Here is a 19,300-nt window from a genome sequence, read left to right on the forward strand (position 1 = left end):
AAATTAACATAATACAGATTAAATGAATATTAACTTATAAAAAAGTAGATGAATTAAAAAAAGAAGTGATTTATAAATGAAGTTTTAAAAGAGGTTGATTTCGCAACCTCTTTTATTAAGAATTATGCTTCAATAGCAGCAAACATATCAGCAGTAACTTCTGATACATCTTTAGTACCATCAAGTTCTACCATTACACCCATTTCAGTATAGAATTTAATTAATGGAGCTGTTTGATCATGGTATGCACCAAGTCTACTTTTAACAGTTTCAGCATTATCATCTTTTCTAATAACTAATTCACCACCACAGTAGTCACATTTACCCTCTTCTTTTGAAGGATTGAAGTCAACATGGAATGAAGCACCACAGTCAGGACAAACTCTTCTTCCTGTAATTCTTCCAACGATTAACTCATCTGGAACGTTTAATGAAATAACTTTATCTAAAGAGATGTTCATATTAGCCATTAACTCTTTTAAAGCTTCTGCTTGTGCTAAAGTTCTTGGGAAACCATCTAAGATGAAACCTTTTTTACAGTCATCTTCAGCAAGTCTATCTTTAATAATACCAATAATAGTTGAATCAGGAACTAATTGACCCTCATCCATAAACTTCTTAGCTTCCATACCCATTTCAGTTTTATCTGCAATAGCAGCTCTTAAAATATCACCTGTAGAGATTTGAGGGATGTCATACTTTTCTATTAAAAATTTTGCTTGTGTACCTTTTCCTGCACCTGGTGCACCAAATACCATTAAATTCATATTCAATTTCCTTGATTTCTTTTTGTGTGATTGTATAAAAAAAGTAGTTAATATCACCTAAGATAAAACAATTAGCCCCATAAATTAAAAATAAAGTGCTTACTTTTACTCTTTCATATCATTTTTTACTTTTTCTATACTGGAACTCAAGATATTTTTGTAATAAAATGTATAAATTAACATTAATGTAATTAACATAATTGATACAACTAAAAAAGGTTTAAAATCAAAAGGTAGTGAACCTATAAATGTAAACATCAATAAACCACCATTTGCTATAATAAAAAATATCAAAAGCTTTGCATAAATAGAAAATGTACTTGAAGCAAACATCAAAAGCTTAATACTAGAAACATAACTACTATTCATATAAGATGTGAGTTTATCACATCCCTCTATTTCTTTGATATTTTTTGTAAATTCATTAATTTGATTATTTATATTTTTAAACATCTATTTTAATCTTTTTTAGGTGGAGGTGGTAAGATTCTATTAAAATCATAAGGAACTATATCTCTTTCAATTCTTTCAGTAAAATCATAAAGTTTAATACATATACCAAATAAAATAAACCATACAAATATTTGATTGACAATAGGAATAGAAAAAACAACGCCAATGATAACACCTAGAATACCTATTTTTATTAAATAACCATCAACTTCTTTTTGTTTAGCAATTTTATAATAGTTTTTTATTTTATCTAACATATAATTTTCCTTTTTTATAGATAATAGTACCATTTATAGATAAAATTTTTAAGAAAAAGTAGTATGTTTAGTGAATATTTTGAGAATTTGGGAAAAAAATCTAAAGTTTTTTACTTAGATTTTTTTCTAGAAGCTTTTGCAATTTTAGCTTTTTTCTTAGCTTTTGCTTTATTTTGACTCGCAGCTTTTCTAGCATTTACAACTTGATCTTTTACTGTTGTATCTTTACTAAAAGCTTTAGGAGTAGAATTGCTTTTTGCTTGAATTAGATTCATTTTTGTAGTTTTTACACTATTGTTATTTTGACTTTTAGCCATATTTAATCCCGAATTATTTTAATTTTATGAGAATTTCTTAAATTAAAAAGGTGTATTACCTTTTTAATTTATTATACGTGATAGTTTGGTGCTTCGTTAGTAATAGTTACATCATGAACATGAGACTCTTTAAGTCCAGCAGATGTAATTTCAACAAATTCAGCTTTTTCTTGGAATGTAGGAATATCTTTAGATCCTAAATAACCCATAGATGCTCTTAATCCACCTACCATTTGGTGAATAATATCAGCGATTGCACCTCTATATGCAACTCTACCTTCAATTCCTTCAGGTACAAGTTTATCAGCAGCTGTACCTTCTTGGAAATATCTATCGTTACTTCCTTTTGTCATTGCACCAATTGATCCCATTCCTCTGTAAGATTTAAATTTTCTTCCTTGGAATAAGATTACTTCACCTGGAGACTCTTCTGTACCTGCTAATGCAGAACCCATCATTACAGCACTTGCACCAACAGCTAAAGCTTTTGATACATCACCAGAATATTTAATACCACCATCAGCAATAACTGGAACACCATGTTTAGCACCAGCAGCTGCACACTCATCAATTGCTGAAATTTGAGGAACACCAACACCAGCAACGATTCTTGTAGTACAAATAGAACCAGGTCCAATTCCAACTTTAACAGCGTCAGCACCTGCTTTGATTAAATCTTCAGTTGCTTCTGCAGTTGCAACATTACCTGCGATAATATCAGTATTTGGGAATTGTTCTTTAATAGCTTTTACAGTATCTAAAATACCTTTAGAGTGTCCATGCGCAGAATCAAGTACTAATACATCAACACCAACATCAATAAGTGCTTTTGCTCTATCTAATTGACCTACACCAATAGCAGCTCCAACTCTTAATCTACCAAATTCATCTTTATTAGCATTTGGGTATTCTCTTTTTTTATTAATATCTTTAATTGTAATTAAACCAATTAATTTATTGTTTTCATCAACAATTGGTAATTTTTCAATTTTATTAGCATGCATAATATCAGCAGCTTCATCTAAAGTAGTTCCCTCTTTAGCAGTAACTAAAGGCATTACTGTCATTTTTTCTTTAGCTAATAATGAGAAGTCTTTTGTAAATCTCATATCTCTATTTGTTAAAATACCTAATAAGATATTGTTTTCATCAACAACAGGAACACCAGAGATTTTATATGAAGCCATAATATCTTCTGCATCTTGTAAAGTTTGATCTGGTTTAATAGTTACAGGATCAATAATCATACCAGATTCAGATTTTTTAACTTTTTTACATTGTAAAGCTTGAGATTCAACATCCATATTTTTGTGAATAATACCAATACCACCAAGTCTAGCCATAGCAATTGCAGCTTGATATTCAGTAACAGTGTCCATCGCAGCAGATACAAATGGAATATTTAATTCAATATTTTTAGTAAGTTTAGATTTAATACAAACTTCTTTTGGTAATACTTCAGATTTAGCTGGTACTAATAAAACGTCTTCAAATGTTAATGCTCTTTTTCTAATTCTCATAATATAATATCCTATTTTTTTAATTTATTTATAATTTACAGCTTTTTCTAATGATAAAGCACCATCAAACACAGTTTGTTCATCATACGCTTTTCCAATTAATTGTAATCCTACAGGCATTCCATCTTCATCTCTGTCAATTGGTAATGAAATTGCAGGTAAACCAGCTAAATTAACTGAAATAGTGTAAATATCACTTAAATACATCTCTAATGATGTTTTAAAACTTCCAAACTCAGGAGCAGTTGTAGGAGCTACTGGAGAAAGAATTAAATCTGCATCATTAAAAATTGCTTCATACTCATCTTTAATTAAATGTCTAATTTTTTGAGCTTTTATGTAATATGCATCATAGTAACCAGAACTTAATACAAATGAACCTAACATAATTCTTTTTTGTACTTCTTCACCAAAACCTTGAGTTTTAGTCTGAACATACATATCTTTTAAACCAGCATCACCTTTTCTATTTCCATATCTAACACCATCAAATCTAGAAAGGTTAGCAGAAGCTTCAGCAGTTGCTACAATATAATATGAAGATAAAATTTTACTTGTATCTAACATATTTTTATGAACTATAGTGTGTCCAGCTTCTTCTAAAGCTTTAATAGCTTTTTCATATCCAGCTTTAATAGCAGGACTAGCTTGTTCAACAAAACTATCAATTACTGCGATTGTTAATTTTCTGTTCTCATCTAATTTAGGAGTTACAGCTTCATATTCAACATTTGCTGATGTTGAATCCATTGGGTCATTTCCTGAAATAATATCGTATAAAATAGCAGCATCTTCAACATTTTGAGTAATAGGACCACATTGGTCAAGTGAAGAAGAATAAGCAGTGATTCCATATCTTGAAACTCTACCATAAGTAGGTTTCATACCAACAACACCACAGTAAGCAGCAGGTTGTCTAATTGAACCACCAGTATCTGTTCCTAAAGCAGCTATTGCAGTACCTGCAGCAACAGCAGCAGCTGAACCACCAGAACTTCCTCCAGGAACTTTAGTATTATCCACTGGATTTAAAGTCTTACCATAACAAGAAGATTCTGTAGAACTTCCCATTGCAAATTCATCCATATTTGTTCTACCAAATGCGCTTAAACCTGCTTCATTTAATTTATTAATTACAGTTGCGTTATATGGTGATTTGTAACCTTTTAAGATATTACTTGAACAAGTAATTTCCCAGTCTTTAACATTTATATTATCTTTAATAGCTATTGGAATACCAGAACCTGATTCAGAAATATCTTGTGAAGTTAGTTGCTCAACATATGCACCAGTGTTGTCATCTTTAATTTTTTGTTTTAAATCGTCTCTTAATTTTTGAATATCATCATCACTTAAAGTAAGTGCTTCTTTTAGAGTTATCAAAAGCCTCTCCTGTATTTTACAATTGTAGTATACACCCGATTGTATCTAAAAAATGATTAAATTTTGGTAAAGAAAAATTAAATGAAATTAAAAAGTAATTTTTAAGATTGAAGTAATTATTAGTATTATTTTATAAAAATAAAAAAAGGTAGAAGTTTAAAACTCCTACCTTTTGAAGAATGTATACTATTTAAGATTATACAAAAGAAATGAATGCCATTTGAGTAGCATCACCTCTTCTAATTCTTGTTTTAATTATTGAAGTATATCCACCATTTCTACCTTCGTATTTTGGTGCAATTTCGTTAATTAATTTTTTAGTAGCTTCTTTATCTTGTAATGCAGCGAAAACAGCTCTGTGAGTGTTAAAGTCAGCATTTCTTGCAGTAGTTACTAATCTCTCGATGTATCTTCTTAATTCTTTTGCTTTTGGAACAGTTGTTTCAATTTTTTCTCTTTCGATTAAAGCGATTGCTAAGTTCTTTAGTAATGCTTTTCTATGAGAAGAAGTTCTGTTTAACTTTCTATATCCGTGCTTATGTCTCATATTCTAAACCCTTAAATTATGCTTTTAGTTGCTCTAATTTTCTTCTTAATGCAGAAGCAACATTTTCTGGAAGTGTATCTTCAACTGGGAATCCTAATGACTCTAACTTTTCAGCAATCTCGTCGTAAGATTTTTTCCCTAAGTTTTTAATGTTTTTAACTTCAACTTCACTCATAAGTACTAATTCACCAAGGTATTTTAACCCTGCTCTATCTAAAGAGTTAAATGATCTAGCACTTAAATTTAAATCATCAATTTTAATAATTAAATCTTTAAGTTCAACTGGCTCTTCACCTGCGTCACTTACTGTTACTTCAGATAAATCAAATACTTTATTAAATACTGACATTTGAGAGTACATAACAGATACTGCTTCTTTGAATGCAGTAATTGGAGAAATTTGTCCATTAGTTTGTACATTAAATACAGCTTTTTCAAAGTTAGGATTATCTTCAACTAACATATTTTCAATATCGTAAACTACTTTTTTCACTGGAGTAAAGAAAGCATCGATTGGAATGTAATCTGGTCCAACTATATCTCTAATATCTTCAGAAGGCATATATCCGATACCTTTTTGAATAATTACAGAGAAAGTAAGATTACAATCAGAGTTAATAGTAGCTAAGTGTGCATCAGGAGAAACTACTTCTACATCAGCATTGATTAAATCTTCACCTTTAATCTCTTTTGGTCCGTTAAAAGAGTATTCTACTACTACTTGCTCTTCTTCACTATTTATTTTAAACTTAATATTTTTAAGATTAATAATAAATATAGCTATATCTTCTAGCATCCCTCTTAAAGAGTCAAACTCGTGTGAAGCACCTTCAATTTTCACTGCGATAGGTGCATATCCCACTGAAGAGCTTAATAAAAGTCTTCTTAAAGGGTGTGCCAAAGTTATTGCAAAACCACTCTCAAATGGATATGCAGAAATCTTAGCTTCATTATCACTAATAGCTTCGATCTCAACTTCTGTTGGTAAAAACGGTGTATCTGCAAACTTCTTCATTGGCTACCTTTTATGCTTTATTATTTAGAATATAACTCTACGATTAATCTCTCTTCTACAGGAATAACAACTTCTTCTCTAGTTGGGATTCTTGTGAAAATTCCGAATACTTTATCTTTATCTACTTCAACCCAGTCAACAAGTCCAGTTTGGTTAGTTAACTCTAAAGATCTAACGATTTGTGGGTTAGTTTTAGATTTTTCTTTAATTTCAATTTTTTGTCCAGGCTTAACAACGTAAGAAGGAATATCAACTTTCTTACCATCTACTAAGATGTGCCCGTGAGTTGTAAATTGTCTAGCGTTTGCTCTAGTTGAAGCAAATCCCATTCTATATACAACGTTATCTAATCTCTGCTCAATTAAAGTAATTAAGTTAGCACCTGTATTACCTTCTCTTCTTGCAGCTTCTTTGAAGTATTTTCTGAATTGTTTCTCAGAAACACCATACATGAATTTAGCTTTTTGCTTTTCTCTTAATTGTAAACCATACTCAGAGATTTTAGCTCTTCTTTGTCCATGTTGTCCTGGAGCGAATGGTCTTTTTTCTAATGCAGATTTTCCGTTAAGTCTTCTCTCACCTTTTAATCCAAGGTCTGCATCTAATCTTCTTTCGATTTTTTCTACTGGTCCTCTATATCTTGCCATCTATTGCTCCTTACACTCTTCTTCTTTTAGGAGGTCTACAACCATTATGTGGTAATGGTGTAACATCTTTAAACCAAGTAACTCTAATACCGTCAATAGCACCTACAGATTTAACTGCAGTATCTCTACCTGAACCTGGTCCTTGAATTTTAATCCCAACGTTTTTAATTCCGTGTTCCATTGCTTTAGTCATTGCATCTTCAACTGCTGCTTGAGCTGCGAAAGGAGTAGACTTTTTAGAACCCTTGAAACCTAAGCTTCCTGCACTTGACCATGCAATAGCGTTTCCAGCGTTGTCAGTAACAGTAACCATAGTATTGTTAAATGTTGCAGCAATATGTACAACACCGTCAGCAATATTTTTTCTTACAATTTTTTTTCTAGTAACTTTTCTTTTTGCCATCTACAATCCCTTATTTAGTTGCTGCACCAACAGTTTTCTTTTTACCTTTTCTTGTTCTAGCATTAGTTTTAGTCTTTTGCCCTCTACAAGGTAAACCTTTTCTATGTCTTAAACCTCTGTATGAACCTAAGTCCATTAAAGCTTTAATATCCATTGCAACTTTCTTTCTTAAATCCCCTTCTACCATGTAGTTTTCTTGGATTTCTTTTCTAATTGCCGCTGCTTCGTCTTCTGTTAATTCGTGTGCTCTTTTATTTCTATCAATACCTACAGCATCTAAGATTAATCTAGAGTTATGTAAACCAATACCGTAAACATAAGTTAACGCGTATTCCATTCTCTTTTTATTTGGTAAATCAACACCTGCGATTCTTGCCATGTCTTTTTATCCTTGTCTTTGTTTGTGTTTTTTGTTTTCGCAGATTACTCTTACGATACCATTTCTTTTGATAACTTTACATTTATCACACATTTTCTTTACTGAAGCTCTAACTTTCATCAGTCATTCCTCTTTTTTGTGTTTATTACCACTTTTCAACAGGCAAGAGGCGTATAAAAAACGCGAAGTGCTTCACGTTTAAAGCCTCATGGCGACTTTTCATACGCCTGTAGCGCAAAAGCCGCTGGAAACTATGTTTCCTTAACTATAAAACCCTTTTGGATGTATATATAGTAAGAGAAGCAGACTTTCGATCGCTTTCTTCCCCCTTACCAACTCTTTATAAAACACAAATATTTTATAAAAACTTCCTTGATGGTTGAAAAAATGGATTCGGATTATAATTAATTTTTACTTAAATATAGTTTAAAGCTTAAAACTCTTTCAGCTTTATTGTTGTAAAATCCTAATATTCAAATAAAAAGGAAATAAATGTCTAAAATTTATACTAATGAACTAATAAATATACAAATTGAAGAGAGTGAAATTCCATGGCTTAAGATTTTTACAAATGACAATATAAAAGAGTTATCTCAATGTAATAATGAAACTAAAATGGAAATATTTAGATGCTTAGATATTATAGAAAAAATCATGTTAGAATATTTTAATTGTGATAAAGTAAATATTGCATCATTTGGGAATTATGTTCCTCATGTACATTTTCATATTATGGCTAGATTTAAAGAAGACTCTTATTTTCCTGAACCAATGTGGGGGAAAGAACAAAGAGAATCAAACCTTGAGTTACCCTCTTTTAAAGAATTTTATGAATTAGTAAAAAAGAGTTTATAACTCTTCTTTACTTTAAAGTCTTATCCATCTGCATTAATTTGTGCGATTAACTCTTCTAATACTTTTGGAGCATCTTCATGACTTGGTTGACATCCACCTGCAGCTTGATGACCCCCTCCACCATATTTAAGCATTAATTCACCAACATTAGTATTTGATGTTTTATTGATAATAGATTTACCTGTACTATAAACTACATTTTGTTTATCTCTACCCCAAACAACATGGATTGAAATATTTGCTTCTGGATACATTGCATAAACTAAAAATCTATTTCCCGGATAAATAATCTCTTCATCCCTATAATCTATAATTAAAAGATTCTTTTCAACTCTTGTACATCTTTCTAGCTGTTCTTTAAACTCTTTTTCATATTTAAAGTATAAATCAACTCTTTCTTTTACATCTGGTAAAGCTAAAATATCATCAATATTATGATCTTTACAATAATCAATTAAATCCATCATTAATTGATAGTTTGAAACAGTAAACTCTCTAAATCTTCCAAGACCTGTTCTTGAATCCATTAAGAAACTTAATAATTCCCAACCTTTTGGATTTAATATATCCTCTTTTGTAAAAGCTGCACTATCTGCTTTATTAGCAGCAATCATCATTGCATCGAAAGCCTCTGGAAATTTTTCTTTTCCACCATAATATTGATAAACAACTTCTGCTGCACTAGGAGCGCTAGCATCAATTATATGATTATCTTTTTTATCATTTCTTAATGTTTCTGAGAAGTGATGATCAAAAGCTAAATAAACGCCATCTACGTAAGGTAAATTAGTAGTAATGTCATTTTCAGTTATTTCAACTTTACCATCTTGCATATCCTTTGGATGTACAAAAGTAATCTCATCAATAATACCTAGATATTTCATTAGTGTACCACACACTAATCCATCCATATCACTTCTAGTAACAAGTCTATATTTTTTATCCATTAGAAGTCCCTAAATTAAAGTTTTATGCATTTTAGCATAAATGCTTCTTAAAATCTATTAAATAAAATTATGTAAAAGTGTAAATATATAGTAAGAGTCGTAAAAAAGGGATTTCCCTTTTTTACTATTTAATGTAGTTAGCGATTATATCACCCATTTCTGCAGTTGTAACAACTTCTTTTGCATCAAATGCAGCTAAGTCTTTAGTTCTGTATCCATCTTTTAATACATTTTTAATTGCATTACTAATCATGTCAGCAGCTTTTTCTTCACCTAAAGAGTATCTAAGCATCATTGCAGCTGATTCAATTGTTGCAATTGGGTTTGCTATACCTTGCCCTGCAATATCAGGAGCAGAACCATGAATTGGTTCATAAATAGCAGTTTTATCACCTGTTGAAGCTGATGGTAATAATCCAATTGAACCTACTACCATAGAAGCTGTATCAGATAAAATGTCTCCGAAAATATTTCCAGTAACAATTACATCAAATTGTTTTGGATTTCTAACTAATTGCATTGCAGCATTATCAACATACATATGAGTTAATTCAACAGCTGGATAATCTTTTGCAATCTCTTCCATTGTATCTCTCCATAATTGAGATACTTCAAGAACGTTTGCTTTATCAACAGAACAAACTCTTTTATCTCTTCTCATTGCAAACTCAAATGCTTGTCTACCAATTCTTTCAATTTCAGGTTTTGTATATACCATAGTATTGTAAGCTTTTTGACCATCATTTGCTCTTGGTTGTCCAAAGTAAATACCACCAATTAACTCTCTTACAACCATAATATCACAACCTTCAATAACTTCAGGTTTTAATGTAGATGCATTTACTAATTCATCATATACAATAGCAGGTCTTAAGTTAGCATAAACACCCATCTCTTCTCTAAATTTTAAAAGTCCAGTTTCAGGTCTTAAATCTCTTGGTAATGTATCCCATTTCTCACCACCAATTGCTCCAAATAAACAAGCATCAGAATTTAAAACACCTTGAACTGTTTCTTCTGGTAAAGGAACACCTGTTTCATCAATAGCAATTCCACCCATTAAGTACTCTTTGTAATCTAATGTAAAATTACAAGCACCTGCAACTGTATCTAAAACTTTAACAGCTTCATCTACAATTTCTGGACCAATTCCGTCACCTTTAATTAAAGAGATATTATATCTTTTCATTAGTTATTTTCCTTTTCTCTTGCTGCTTCAATATTAGCAAAGTTGATTAATCCACCAGCTGCAATTAACTCTTGCATAAAATCTGGAATTGGAATAAATTTATAAGTTTTACTAGTTGTATTATTTGTAATCTCACCTGCATCTAAATCAATAGAAATTTCTTCACCCTCTTTAATCTCTAAAGATTCTGGTAATTCAAAAATTGGTAATCCCATATTGAATGCATTTCTATAAAAAATTCTAGCAAATGAAGGTGCAACTACCGCTGCTACACCTGCTGCTTTTAAAGCGATTGGAGCATGTTCTCTAGAGCTTCCACATCCAAAGTTTTCACCTGCAACAATAATATCTCCCTTTTGTAACTTATTTGGGAAGTCAGGGTCTGCATCTTCCATAACATATTTTGCTAAATGCTCAGGGTCTGAACTATTTAAATATCTTGCTGCAATAATAACATCAGTATCGATGTTTGCACCAAAATTCCATACTTTTCCAGTAATTTTATTCATATTTTGTATCCTTGTATTTAATAAATATTTCAATTTATTAAACATGATTATTTTCAGAAAACAAACATTTTATCTAAAATTTTAGTAATATTTGATTAAATAACAAATTTTTAATAACTTTCTTATGTAATTTCGGTATAATAAATGCCTATCTTAAGAAGAGGATTTTTCGTCAATGAGTGCAAAAGATTTAAATAAAGCTATAGAGCAAACTGTAAAAGAATACAAAGACTCTATATTAACATATGAAAAAATTATTAAGATCTTTCCTAAAGCTCCATCAGCAGCAAACGTAAAAAAACTTTTAGCTTTTATACAGTTATATAATGTAACTGTAATTAGTTCACAAGAACAAGCAAAAAGAATGAATGCTGAAGAAGCAAAAAAGAAAAGAGAACAAAGAGAAAAATTAATTGAAAACGAAGATGATGTTTTCGATTTATTAAAAAACAAAGAATTATTAGAGTGGTCTAGATCTGATTCTCCTGTAAGAATGTATCTAAGAGAAATGGGACAAATTCCATTACTTACAAAAGAAGAAGAGATTGAAATTTCTAAAAAAATTGAAACAGGTGAAGATGTAATTCTTGATGCAATCTGTTATGTACCGTACTTAATTGATTTCATTTTAGAGTATAAAGAACCTTTAGTAAATAGAGAAAGAAAAGTAAAAGAGTTATTTAGAAACTTTGATGATGAAGATTCTGATGGAGACTCTGTAGATGACGCTGAAGAAGAGGTTTCTGAAGATGATTCTGATGATGAAGATGGTAAAGGGAAAAAACTTAAAAAAATTGATAAAAGAGCACAAACTATTATTGATTCATTTAAGATTTTAGAAAAAGCTAAAAAAGATTGGCTTAAATTCCTTGCTAAAGAAGAAGCAAAATCAGAAGATGAAATTCACCAAATGCAACATAATTTAGCAGTTGCATTTAAAAAGAAAATCTTAAAAGAAGCATTATTAGACTTAGGTCCTACTTCTAAACTTATTACAGAAATTGTAAAAGCAATGGAAACTGCACTTAAATCTGATACTGGATTTGACAGTGAATTAAAAAGATTAGAGTATAGATTACCATTATTTAATGATACTTTATTAGCTAATCACCAAAAGATTTTAGATAACATCATTAACTTATCTAAAGCACAAATTACTTCTATGGTTCCTGAAGCAACAATGGTTTCTACATATATGGAAATCAAAAAGTTATTCCAAACTAAAGAAGCATCTAAAGGTGGATTTGACCTTGAACCAGAAGAGTTAAAAGACGTTTTAGAGCAAATCAAAAGAGGTAAGCAAATTACTGATAAAGCTAAGACTAGAATGGCTAAATCAAACCTTAGACTTGTTGTATCTATTGCAAAAAGATATACAAACAGAGGTTTACCATTCCTAGACTTAATTCAAGAAGGTAATATTGGTCTAATGAAAGCCGTTGATAAGTTTGAATATAAAAAAGGTTATAAATTCTCTACTTATGCAACATGGTGGATTAGACAAGCAATTTCAAGAGCAATTGCTGACCAAGCTAGAACTATTAGAATTCCAATTCATATGATTGAAACTATTAATAGAATTAATAAAATTATTAGAAAAGGTATTCAAGAAAATGGTAAAGAGCCAGATGTAGAGGATATCGCAAAAGAAGTTGGACTTGCAGTTGATAAAGTAAAACAAGTAATTAAAATTACTAAAGAGCCTGTATCACTTGAAGCACCAATTGGTTCTGATGATGACGGTAAATTTGGTGACTTTGTACCAGATGAAAAAGCTCCAACACCAGTTGATAATATCATGAAAGAAGACTTACAAGGTCAAATTGATCAAATTCTTGCTCAATTAAATGAGAGGGAACAAGCGGTTGTTAGAATGAGATTTGGTTTAATGGAAGATGCATCTGACAGAACTTTAGAAGAGATTGGTAAAGAATTATCAGTTACTAGAGAAAGAGTTAGACAAATTGAATCAAGTGCAATTAAAAAACTAAAACACCCTAAAGTAGGTAAGAACCTTAAAAACTATGTTGAGAGTTAAGACATGAACTTCTTTGAAGAATGGGTTGATTTAGATTTAAACCCTATAATATCTTTTAACCAAAGTGGAAAAATCACTTACTCCAATAGTGAAGCTCAATTTTTGCTTAGTAGAATTAAGCAAAATGAGCTTTTTGAGTTAGCATTAAAATATGCTTCTCAATCTTTTGGAGCAAAAACTTCTTATATTAACTTATCTATGAAGAACTATACTTTTTATGCTATTACAGTAAGATATGAAGATGAAGATGAGATTCATATGAAACTTTATAAAAGTGCAATGGTAAAAAAAGAGTCAAAACTAAATATTTCTAATGTTGATAAAACTAATATCTTTACTATACTAGACTTAGCAATATCAACACAAAAAATCAAAAACCAAATCAATTATGTAAAGAACTATGATCCTTCAATCCCTGACTTTAAACTTGAAGCTAGTTCTTTTATAAAAGTAGTAAATGAAATACTTGAAACATTTAATATTGCGTCAACAATAAAGTGTTCAGTTATGCTAAAAATTGGTGAATATATAAGAATTGATGGAAAGAAATACTCTTTAATTAGTGTAAAAATTCAATCAGATAAAAAAACGGATGTATCTATACTAAAAGCGAAAGAACATTCTGCGTTTATTTTAAGTTGTGAAGAAGATAGTATTACTATTGATTTACCTCTAATTATTTAAATTTATTCTCTAAGTTTTAAAAATAAACTTAGAGAATAAAACACCAATAGGAACAACGCCTAATCCTACTAAAAATGCTACAGGTAGAAAAAGATTGTTATTATTTAATGCAAAGAATGCAAAAACTAATAAACCATATCCAAGAACTCTATAAATAGATAAAAAGCCCCCTGCACTAAATACAGTATTCTTTAAAGAATTTCTTTTTACCTTTGACTTCTCATCTTTGATTATCTCTTTAATTTTTTCAGGAGTAAGTTCCTCTTCTGGAATCTCTTCATACTCACTATATAAATCAAATGGATCATCAATTTCATCTACTTTGTCTCTTTGCTCACTTGAATACTCTTGCTTTGAATAATCAATATTTGAAAGTCTGTTTTGAATATTTCTTTTATAAGAGAAAAATGATGTAATAGTAATAAATAAAGAGGCTATAAATGCAGCTTGTGCATTTAATAGCCAATATTTATCATGAAAAGATAAAGAGTATAAAACCAAACAAAGATCAATAACTATAAAAACCTTTGCAAAATCAATTATAGTTTTATTTATCTTCATCATTATTATGTGGTTGATCTCCATGTTTAGCTCTATGAGCATATCTTGGATCGTTTTCTAAACCTTCAAACTCTTTTTTAGCTCTTTTATAAGCTTTTTGTACATTAAGAACAGCTGCTGCTACACCCCAAAATACTCCAAGCCATAATGTCCACTCATAACCTGTTAAAGATTTTAAACCATATCCTACACCAAATCCAATAGCAACTGCTGCAACCATTGAAATACCTAAAGATAAGTTATCTAAAGCTCTTAACTTACCTTGGTGTTTTGGTTCATTGTTTTCTATGTTTGCCATATTAAAACCTTATTTTAAATATGAACAACAATAATCAGTAATTGTTTTAACTTTAATATCAAAACTTGAATTTGCTGGAACATCAAAAGAAGTATTTGCTGTATATGTATTCCAAGTGTCACTTCCAGCTAATTTAACTTCTACTTCACCATCAAGAATTTCCATTAATTCTGCTGCATTAGTACCAAAATTGTACTCACCTGGCATCATGATTCCTAAAGATTTACTCTCACCATCAGAATCTGTAAAAGATCTACTTGTAACATTACCATCAAAGTAAACATTTGCTTTTTTAACTAAATCAACGTTTTTTAAAATATCCATTTTTTTTCCTAATTATAAATTTTTCATTACTTCATCAGCTGCATTAATACAAGCTTCAATATCTTCATCTGAAATAGCAGTTGACATAAATCCTGCTTCATATTGAGAACAAGCAAAATAGAAGCCTTTCTTAATCATTTCATGGTGGAATTTTGCAAATCTATCAAAATCGCACTTTCCTACTTCTTTGAAGTTTGTTGGTACTTCTTCACAGAAGAAGAAACCAAACATAGAACCTCTTGTATCAACTTGTAGAGGAATGTTATTTTTAGTAGCTACTTTTTTTAATCCTGTAACTAACTTAACAGCTTTTACATTTAATTCTTCATAAATTGCTGGATTAGCTTTTAATTTTTTAAGGTTTACTAGTCCTGCACTCATAGCAACTGGATTTCCACTTAATGTACCAGCTTGATAAACAGCACCATCTGGAGATAAATGTCCCATAATCTCTTTTGAAGCAGCAAATGCACCAACAGGCATACCTGCACCAATTACTTTACCAAAAGTAATAATATCAGCTTGTTGTTCTAAAATACCACTTGCACCTTTTAATGAAGCTCTAAATCCAGACATAACTTCATCATAAATTAATAAAGCACCATTTGCATCACATAACTCTCTACAAGCTTTTATGAATTCAGCACTTGCAGGAACTAATCCCATATTTCCAGCTATTGGCTCAATTATAATACAAGCAATGTCATTTGAATCTTCGAAACATCTTTTTAAATTTTCAATATTGTTATATTCACAAAGTAAAGTATGTTTTGTTAAATCTGCTGGAACACCTGGACTACTTGGACTACCAAAAGTAGCTAATCCTGAACCTGCTTGAACTAATAAAGAATCCGAGTGACCATGATAACAACCTTCAAACTTAACAATATCATTTTTACCAGTTACACCTCTTGCTAATCTAATAGCAGACATTGTAGCTTCTGTTCCAGAACTTACGAATCTAACTTTATCAATATTATCAAACATTTCTACAATTTCGTTTGCAAGTTCAGTTTCTAAAACTGTTGGTGCCCCAAAAGATAAACCATTTTTTGCTGTTTCAATAACTGCTTCTTCTACATCTTTATCAGCATGACCAAAAATTAATGGTCCCCATGATTGTACAAAATCCACATATTTATTTCCATCAATATCGAAAAGATAAGCACCCTCACCTTTTTGAATAAATGGAGGAGTTCCACCTACACTTTTAAAAGCTCTTACTGGTGAATCAACACCACCAGGAATTACTTCTTTTGCTTCTTCATATGCTTTTATTGACTTATCAAACATTAAATATCCTATCCAGTAATAAATTTGTGATAGGATACCCAAAAAATATTTACGATATAGTAAAAAGTAATAAGTTAGGCTACAACTTGATTTTTTCCTGCATGTTTTGCCATATAAAGTGATTCATCTGCTTTAATAATAAAATCATCAATAGAGTCTGAACCATTGTAAGAGCTAATACCCATAGAAATGGTATAGCTTAAATCTGTATTTTTATAAATTAATTCTTGTTCACTTATTGTTTTACAAATTTTATTAGCTAATACTTTTGCTCCACTTAAATTTGTATTTGGCAATAAAAGTATAAACTCTTCTCCTCCATATCTAGCAACAATATCGCTTTCTCTTGTTAAATCAGTCAAATTTTTAGCAAGATTTTTTATAACAAAATCTCCAAGATGATGTCCATATGTGTCATTGATTAATTTAAAATTATCAATATCAATCATGCAAACGCAAATATTATGTGAACTTCTTCTAGAAAGTTTTAATATTTTCATTGCAATTTTATAAAAGTATCTTCTATTATAAAGTTTTGTAAGACTATCTGTATTAGCTAAATTCTTTAGTTTATACTCATTATTTTTAAGAATAAGATTGTTTTTACTTGCATTATACATAATTATAAAAAACAGTATTAAAAAAAGTGTTCCACTTAAAACAACTGAACTCATAATCTTTGAGGAAAGCTCTTCAAAACTACTTATTTGAGAACTAATATTGTAGTAAACTTCAAAAGCACCTAAAAATTTTGTACCTTTTAATATAGGTATATATATTTCTAATACAGAAATATCAGCTTTTTCATCAATTTCATAATAAATTTGACCCTTTGCTATTACATCAAAAAAATAACTAGCTGTTTCTTCTAATTTTGCTTCATTTTGATTTGAAGAATAAATAATCTTTCCATGTTCATCAAAATAATGTACTTTATAGATTTTAAATATATTTAAATCATGCTCTAAATTTCTATCTAATTTTTCTTTATTTAAATTCTCAAAATCAATATTTTTAGAAATACGATATGTTAATCTTGTGGTATCATCGATAATATTCGCTACAATTTGTTCTTTAAACGAGGGAATAATAGTGTTTTTCACTAGAAATGAGATAAATATCATTAAAGTAAAAACTAAAACGGTAATAAGTAAATAAATTCTTGTTGTAAATATATTTCTTAAGATATTAAAAAATCTTTGTTCTTTCAAAATAAACCCTAAAACTTATATAACTTTTAGTATAACACATAATAATAAAATAAAAGCTTATAAAAACATTGGTTAATGTTATATTAGTAATTTTTTACTATAATCCCATTATGAAACTAATTTTAATGGCATTTTTACTATCTATTACTTTTCATTTACTATTTCTTTTTCCTTTAACAAAAAAAGAGAATAAACAAATAGATAAAATCGAAAAAACTGAAAAAAAATCAACTGAAATCACATATGTAAAACTAAAAAAGAAAGAAGAACCTAAGAAAGTTCAGATTGAAGAGCCAAAAAAAATAGAAAAAACTAAAATAGCTCAAAAGCTTGAAAAAACAGTTAAGACTAAAACAAAAACAAAAGAAAAAACTAAAAAAACAGCTACTATAAAAAAAACAAAGCCTAAAAAAGAGGTATCTAAAAAACAAATTGAGAAAACCCAAAAACTACAAAATAAAATTCTACAAGATCAAATAGTAAATAAGCAAGATTCCATTCAAAGTAGAACACTTGAAGACTTTTTATCACAAAGTAATAAACAAGAAGAACAAATGATAAATCAAGTTGAAAGACTTTATGGTAGAGAGTTTGAAACTTTTACAAAGGTACAAAAAGCTTTTATTAAGAAAAATTTAAATAAATTCCAAGCTATTACTCAAAGAGTCTTAAATCAAATGGGTTATCCATACATAGCAAGAAAAATGAGATTAGCAGGAAGTAATCAAGTCTCTTTTTTATTTCATCCAAATGGAGATATATCAAATCTTAGAATAACTAAATCTTCTGGATATTCAATATTTGATGATTACACATTAGATTTAATAAAAATTGCATATAAAGATTACCCAAAACCTAAAACTGCTACAAAATTAATATTTGATGTAAACTATAGATTATATTAAAAGGAAGAAATAAATGAACGAAAAAAATGGATTCTTAAAAAAACTAATAAGTGGAAAACTATCCCTTAATATAGTATTTTGGATTTATTTTGTTTTATTAACATTGGTACTAAATAGTTTTATAGATTTAAACTTAGATAATAGTTACTATGAACTTACTTTTAATAAAGAAGAAACTATAAAAAATTTAGTTTTATTTACAATACTTTTTTTATATACGATTTTTATTTTTGTAGCTGTTATAAAAACTGCAAATAATTACAAAGGTTCTAAGTTTTTATCTTTTTTTGCCAAATTAATAGTAACATTTAATCTAATAATAACTCTATTTACAACACTTGACATTGTAAAGACTTATGCACTAGAAGACTATTTTATTCAGGTACAAATTGATTCCTATAAAGATAATTTGCCCATAAAAGTAAACTCTTATACAAATTTAAAATATATTGATAAAGTTGAAAAAAAGATTGAATACACTTATCAAATAATCAACAAAAACTTTTCCCATGTAGCTGCTTTAAATCTTAAAAGTTTTGAAGAAGATGTTCAAAACTCTTTATGTGAAGATGAGACAACAAAAGAGTTACTTAAAAAAGATTATATTCTACAATATAATTATTTAGATAATAAAGAGAAAGAACTTATTAAGATAACTACTACAAAAACTACTTGTGGGCCTTCAATTTATGATTTAGATATACTAAAAGATATACTTTACAAACAAGGTCAGATTTAATTTTTTACATAGATTTAAACATAACTTAGTAAAATACGAAAATTTTAATAATTTATATC

The 19,300-nt window shown here is 29.3% G+C and carries 25 protein-coding genes; 5 read left to right on the top strand and 20 right to left on the bottom strand.

All coding sequences use genetic code 11. From position 1 onward, the window contains the following. Positions 1 to 122: 122 nt before the first annotated feature. From ACH5BF_RS06370 to rpmJ, 12 genes are all read right to left on the bottom strand, one after another. Entirely contained in the window at positions 123 to 767 is a 645-nt protein-coding gene (locus ACH5BF_RS06370; RefSeq protein WP_423273376.1) for an adenylate kinase, read from the bottom strand. Between the two features lie 105 nt (positions 768 to 872). Further along, positions 873 to 1,220 (bottom strand): hypothetical protein, encoded by a 348-nt coding sequence (locus tag ACH5BF_RS06375; RefSeq protein ID WP_423273377.1) that lies wholly within the window; start codon positions 1,218 to 1,220, stop codon positions 873 to 875. A gap of 5 nt (positions 1,221 to 1,225) precedes the next feature. Further along, positions 1,226 to 1,477 carry a hypothetical protein gene (locus ACH5BF_RS06380; RefSeq protein ID WP_423273378.1) on the bottom strand — a complete coding sequence of 84 codons (252 nt, stop codon included), beginning with the start codon at positions 1,475 to 1,477 and terminating at the stop codon, positions 1,226 to 1,228. Between the two features lie 110 nt (positions 1,478 to 1,587). Further along, the gene (locus tag ACH5BF_RS06385; protein ID WP_423273379.1) at positions 1,588 to 1,794 is read right to left on the bottom strand and encodes a hypothetical protein; all 207 of its coding nucleotides are present in this window, start codon (positions 1,792 to 1,794) and stop codon (positions 1,588 to 1,590) included. A 71-nt stretch (positions 1,795 to 1,865) separates the two neighbouring features. After that, positions 1,866 to 3,314: an IMP dehydrogenase gene (gene guaB / locus ACH5BF_RS06390; RefSeq protein ID WP_423273380.1), complete on the bottom strand. Its 1,449-nt coding sequence runs from the start codon at positions 3,312 to 3,314 to the stop codon at positions 1,866 to 1,868. A 24-nt stretch (positions 3,315 to 3,338) separates the two neighbouring features. Beyond that, positions 3,339 to 4,697, bottom strand: coding sequence for an Asp-tRNA(Asn)/Glu-tRNA(Gln) amidotransferase subunit GatA (gene gatA, locus ACH5BF_RS06395; protein ID WP_423273381.1), 1,359 nt, complete (start codon positions 4,695 to 4,697; stop codon positions 3,339 to 3,341). Positions 4,698 to 4,893: 196 nt separating this feature from the next. Further along, positions 4,894 to 5,244, bottom strand: a complete 351-nt coding sequence (gene rplQ, locus ACH5BF_RS06400; RefSeq protein ID WP_423273382.1) for a 50S ribosomal protein L17 — start codon at positions 5,242 to 5,244, stop codon at positions 4,894 to 4,896. Between the two features lie 16 nt (positions 5,245 to 5,260). Next, positions 5,261 to 6,259 (bottom strand): DNA-directed RNA polymerase subunit alpha, encoded by a 999-nt coding sequence (locus tag ACH5BF_RS06405; RefSeq protein ID WP_423273383.1) that lies wholly within the window; start codon positions 6,257 to 6,259, stop codon positions 5,261 to 5,263. A gap of 20 nt (positions 6,260 to 6,279) precedes the next feature. After that, complete coding sequence (rpsD, locus tag ACH5BF_RS06410) at positions 6,280 to 6,906, bottom strand: 30S ribosomal protein S4 (RefSeq protein WP_423273384.1); 627 nt, start codon at positions 6,904 to 6,906, stop codon at positions 6,280 to 6,282. Positions 6,907 to 6,916: 10 nt separating this feature from the next. Next, the gene (gene rpsK / locus ACH5BF_RS06415) at positions 6,917 to 7,309 is read right to left on the bottom strand and encodes a 30S ribosomal protein S11 (RefSeq protein WP_423273385.1); all 393 of its coding nucleotides are present in this window, start codon (positions 7,307 to 7,309) and stop codon (positions 6,917 to 6,919) included. A gap of 10 nt (positions 7,310 to 7,319) precedes the next feature. Next, a complete protein-coding gene (rpsM, locus tag ACH5BF_RS06420) occupies positions 7,320 to 7,688 on the bottom strand; it encodes a 30S ribosomal protein S13 (RefSeq protein WP_423273386.1) in 369 nt (122 codons plus the stop codon). Positions 7,689 to 7,694: 6 nt separating this feature from the next. Continuing rightward, positions 7,695 to 7,808 carry a 50S ribosomal protein L36 gene (rpmJ, locus tag ACH5BF_RS06425; protein ID WP_254577927.1) on the bottom strand — a complete coding sequence of 38 codons (114 nt, stop codon included), beginning with the start codon at positions 7,806 to 7,808 and terminating at the stop codon, positions 7,695 to 7,697. 372 nt (positions 7,809 to 8,180) lie between these two features. On the opposite strand from rpmJ, the gene ACH5BF_RS06430 reads away from it, so the two are divergent. Then, entirely contained in the window at positions 8,181 to 8,543 is a 363-nt protein-coding gene (locus ACH5BF_RS06430) for an HIT family protein (protein ID WP_423273387.1), read from the top strand. Between the two features lie 20 nt (positions 8,544 to 8,563). Here ACH5BF_RS06430 and ACH5BF_RS06435 read toward each other — a convergent pair whose 3' ends face one another. The 3 genes from ACH5BF_RS06435 to ACH5BF_RS06445 all read right to left on the bottom strand — a co-directional run bounded on the left by ACH5BF_RS06435 (position 8,564) and on the right by ACH5BF_RS06445 (position 11,188). After that, positions 8,564 to 9,490 (bottom strand): exopolyphosphatase, encoded by a 927-nt coding sequence (locus ACH5BF_RS06435; RefSeq protein WP_423273388.1) that lies wholly within the window; start codon positions 9,488 to 9,490, stop codon positions 8,564 to 8,566. A gap of 124 nt (positions 9,491 to 9,614) precedes the next feature. Continuing rightward, the gene (gene leuB, locus ACH5BF_RS06440; protein WP_423273389.1) at positions 9,615 to 10,679 is read right to left on the bottom strand and encodes a 3-isopropylmalate dehydrogenase; all 1,065 of its coding nucleotides are present in this window, start codon (positions 10,677 to 10,679) and stop codon (positions 9,615 to 9,617) included. Next, on the bottom strand, positions 10,679 to 11,188 hold the full coding sequence (locus ACH5BF_RS06445) for a 3-isopropylmalate dehydratase small subunit (RefSeq protein ID WP_423273390.1): 510 nt from the start codon (positions 11,186 to 11,188) through the stop codon (positions 10,679 to 10,681). The genes leuB and ACH5BF_RS06445 overlap by 1 nt, the downstream gene beginning before the upstream one ends. Before the next feature lie 175 nt (positions 11,189 to 11,363). Between ACH5BF_RS06445 and rpoD the strand changes: the two genes are divergently transcribed. Further along, positions 11,364 to 13,226 (top strand): RNA polymerase sigma factor RpoD, encoded by a 1,863-nt coding sequence (rpoD, locus tag ACH5BF_RS06450; protein ID WP_423273391.1) that lies wholly within the window; start codon positions 11,364 to 11,366, stop codon positions 13,224 to 13,226. A 3-nt stretch (positions 13,227 to 13,229) separates the two neighbouring features. After that, entirely contained in the window at positions 13,230 to 13,910 is a 681-nt protein-coding gene (locus tag ACH5BF_RS06455; RefSeq protein ID WP_423273392.1) for a hypothetical protein, read from the top strand. 9 nt (positions 13,911 to 13,919) lie between these two features. On the opposite strand, the gene ACH5BF_RS06460 is transcribed toward ACH5BF_RS06455, so the two are convergent. From ACH5BF_RS06460 to ACH5BF_RS06480, 5 genes are all read right to left on the bottom strand, one after another. Then, positions 13,920 to 14,474, bottom strand: a complete 555-nt coding sequence (locus ACH5BF_RS06460) for a hypothetical protein (protein WP_423273393.1) — start codon at positions 14,472 to 14,474, stop codon at positions 13,920 to 13,922. Next, entirely contained in the window at positions 14,458 to 14,769 is a 312-nt protein-coding gene (locus ACH5BF_RS06465; RefSeq protein ID WP_423273394.1) for an AtpZ/AtpI family protein, read from the bottom strand. Before ACH5BF_RS06465 ends, ACH5BF_RS06460 begins: the two co-directional genes overlap by 17 nt. Before the next feature lie 9 nt (positions 14,770 to 14,778). Further along, the gene (gene ppnP / locus ACH5BF_RS06470) at positions 14,779 to 15,093 is read right to left on the bottom strand and encodes a pyrimidine/purine nucleoside phosphorylase (protein WP_423273395.1); all 315 of its coding nucleotides are present in this window, start codon (positions 15,091 to 15,093) and stop codon (positions 14,779 to 14,781) included. Positions 15,094 to 15,105: 12 nt separating this feature from the next. Beyond that, the gene (gene hemL, locus ACH5BF_RS06475; RefSeq protein ID WP_423273396.1) at positions 15,106 to 16,386 is read right to left on the bottom strand and encodes a glutamate-1-semialdehyde 2,1-aminomutase; all 1,281 of its coding nucleotides are present in this window, start codon (positions 16,384 to 16,386) and stop codon (positions 15,106 to 15,108) included. 74 nt (positions 16,387 to 16,460) lie between these two features. Further along, entirely contained in the window at positions 16,461 to 17,597 is a 1,137-nt protein-coding gene (locus ACH5BF_RS06480) for a GGDEF domain-containing protein (RefSeq protein ID WP_423273397.1), read from the bottom strand. A gap of 125 nt (positions 17,598 to 17,722) precedes the next feature. Here ACH5BF_RS06480 and ACH5BF_RS06485 point away from each other — a divergent pair, with 125 nt between their 5' ends. Continuing rightward, the gene (locus ACH5BF_RS06485; protein WP_423273398.1) at positions 17,723 to 18,502 is read left to right on the top strand and encodes an energy transducer TonB; all 780 of its coding nucleotides are present in this window, start codon (positions 17,723 to 17,725) and stop codon (positions 18,500 to 18,502) included. Positions 18,503 to 18,515: 13 nt separating this feature from the next. Next, the gene (locus tag ACH5BF_RS06490; RefSeq protein WP_423273399.1) at positions 18,516 to 19,241 is read left to right on the top strand and encodes a hypothetical protein; all 726 of its coding nucleotides are present in this window, start codon (positions 18,516 to 18,518) and stop codon (positions 19,239 to 19,241) included. Positions 19,242 to 19,300: the final 59 nt, after the last annotated feature.

The sequence above is a fragment of the Arcobacter pernae genome, from assembly GCF_049472135.1.
Classification (GTDB): domain Bacteria; phylum Campylobacterota; class Campylobacteria; order Campylobacterales; family Arcobacteraceae; genus Arcobacter_B.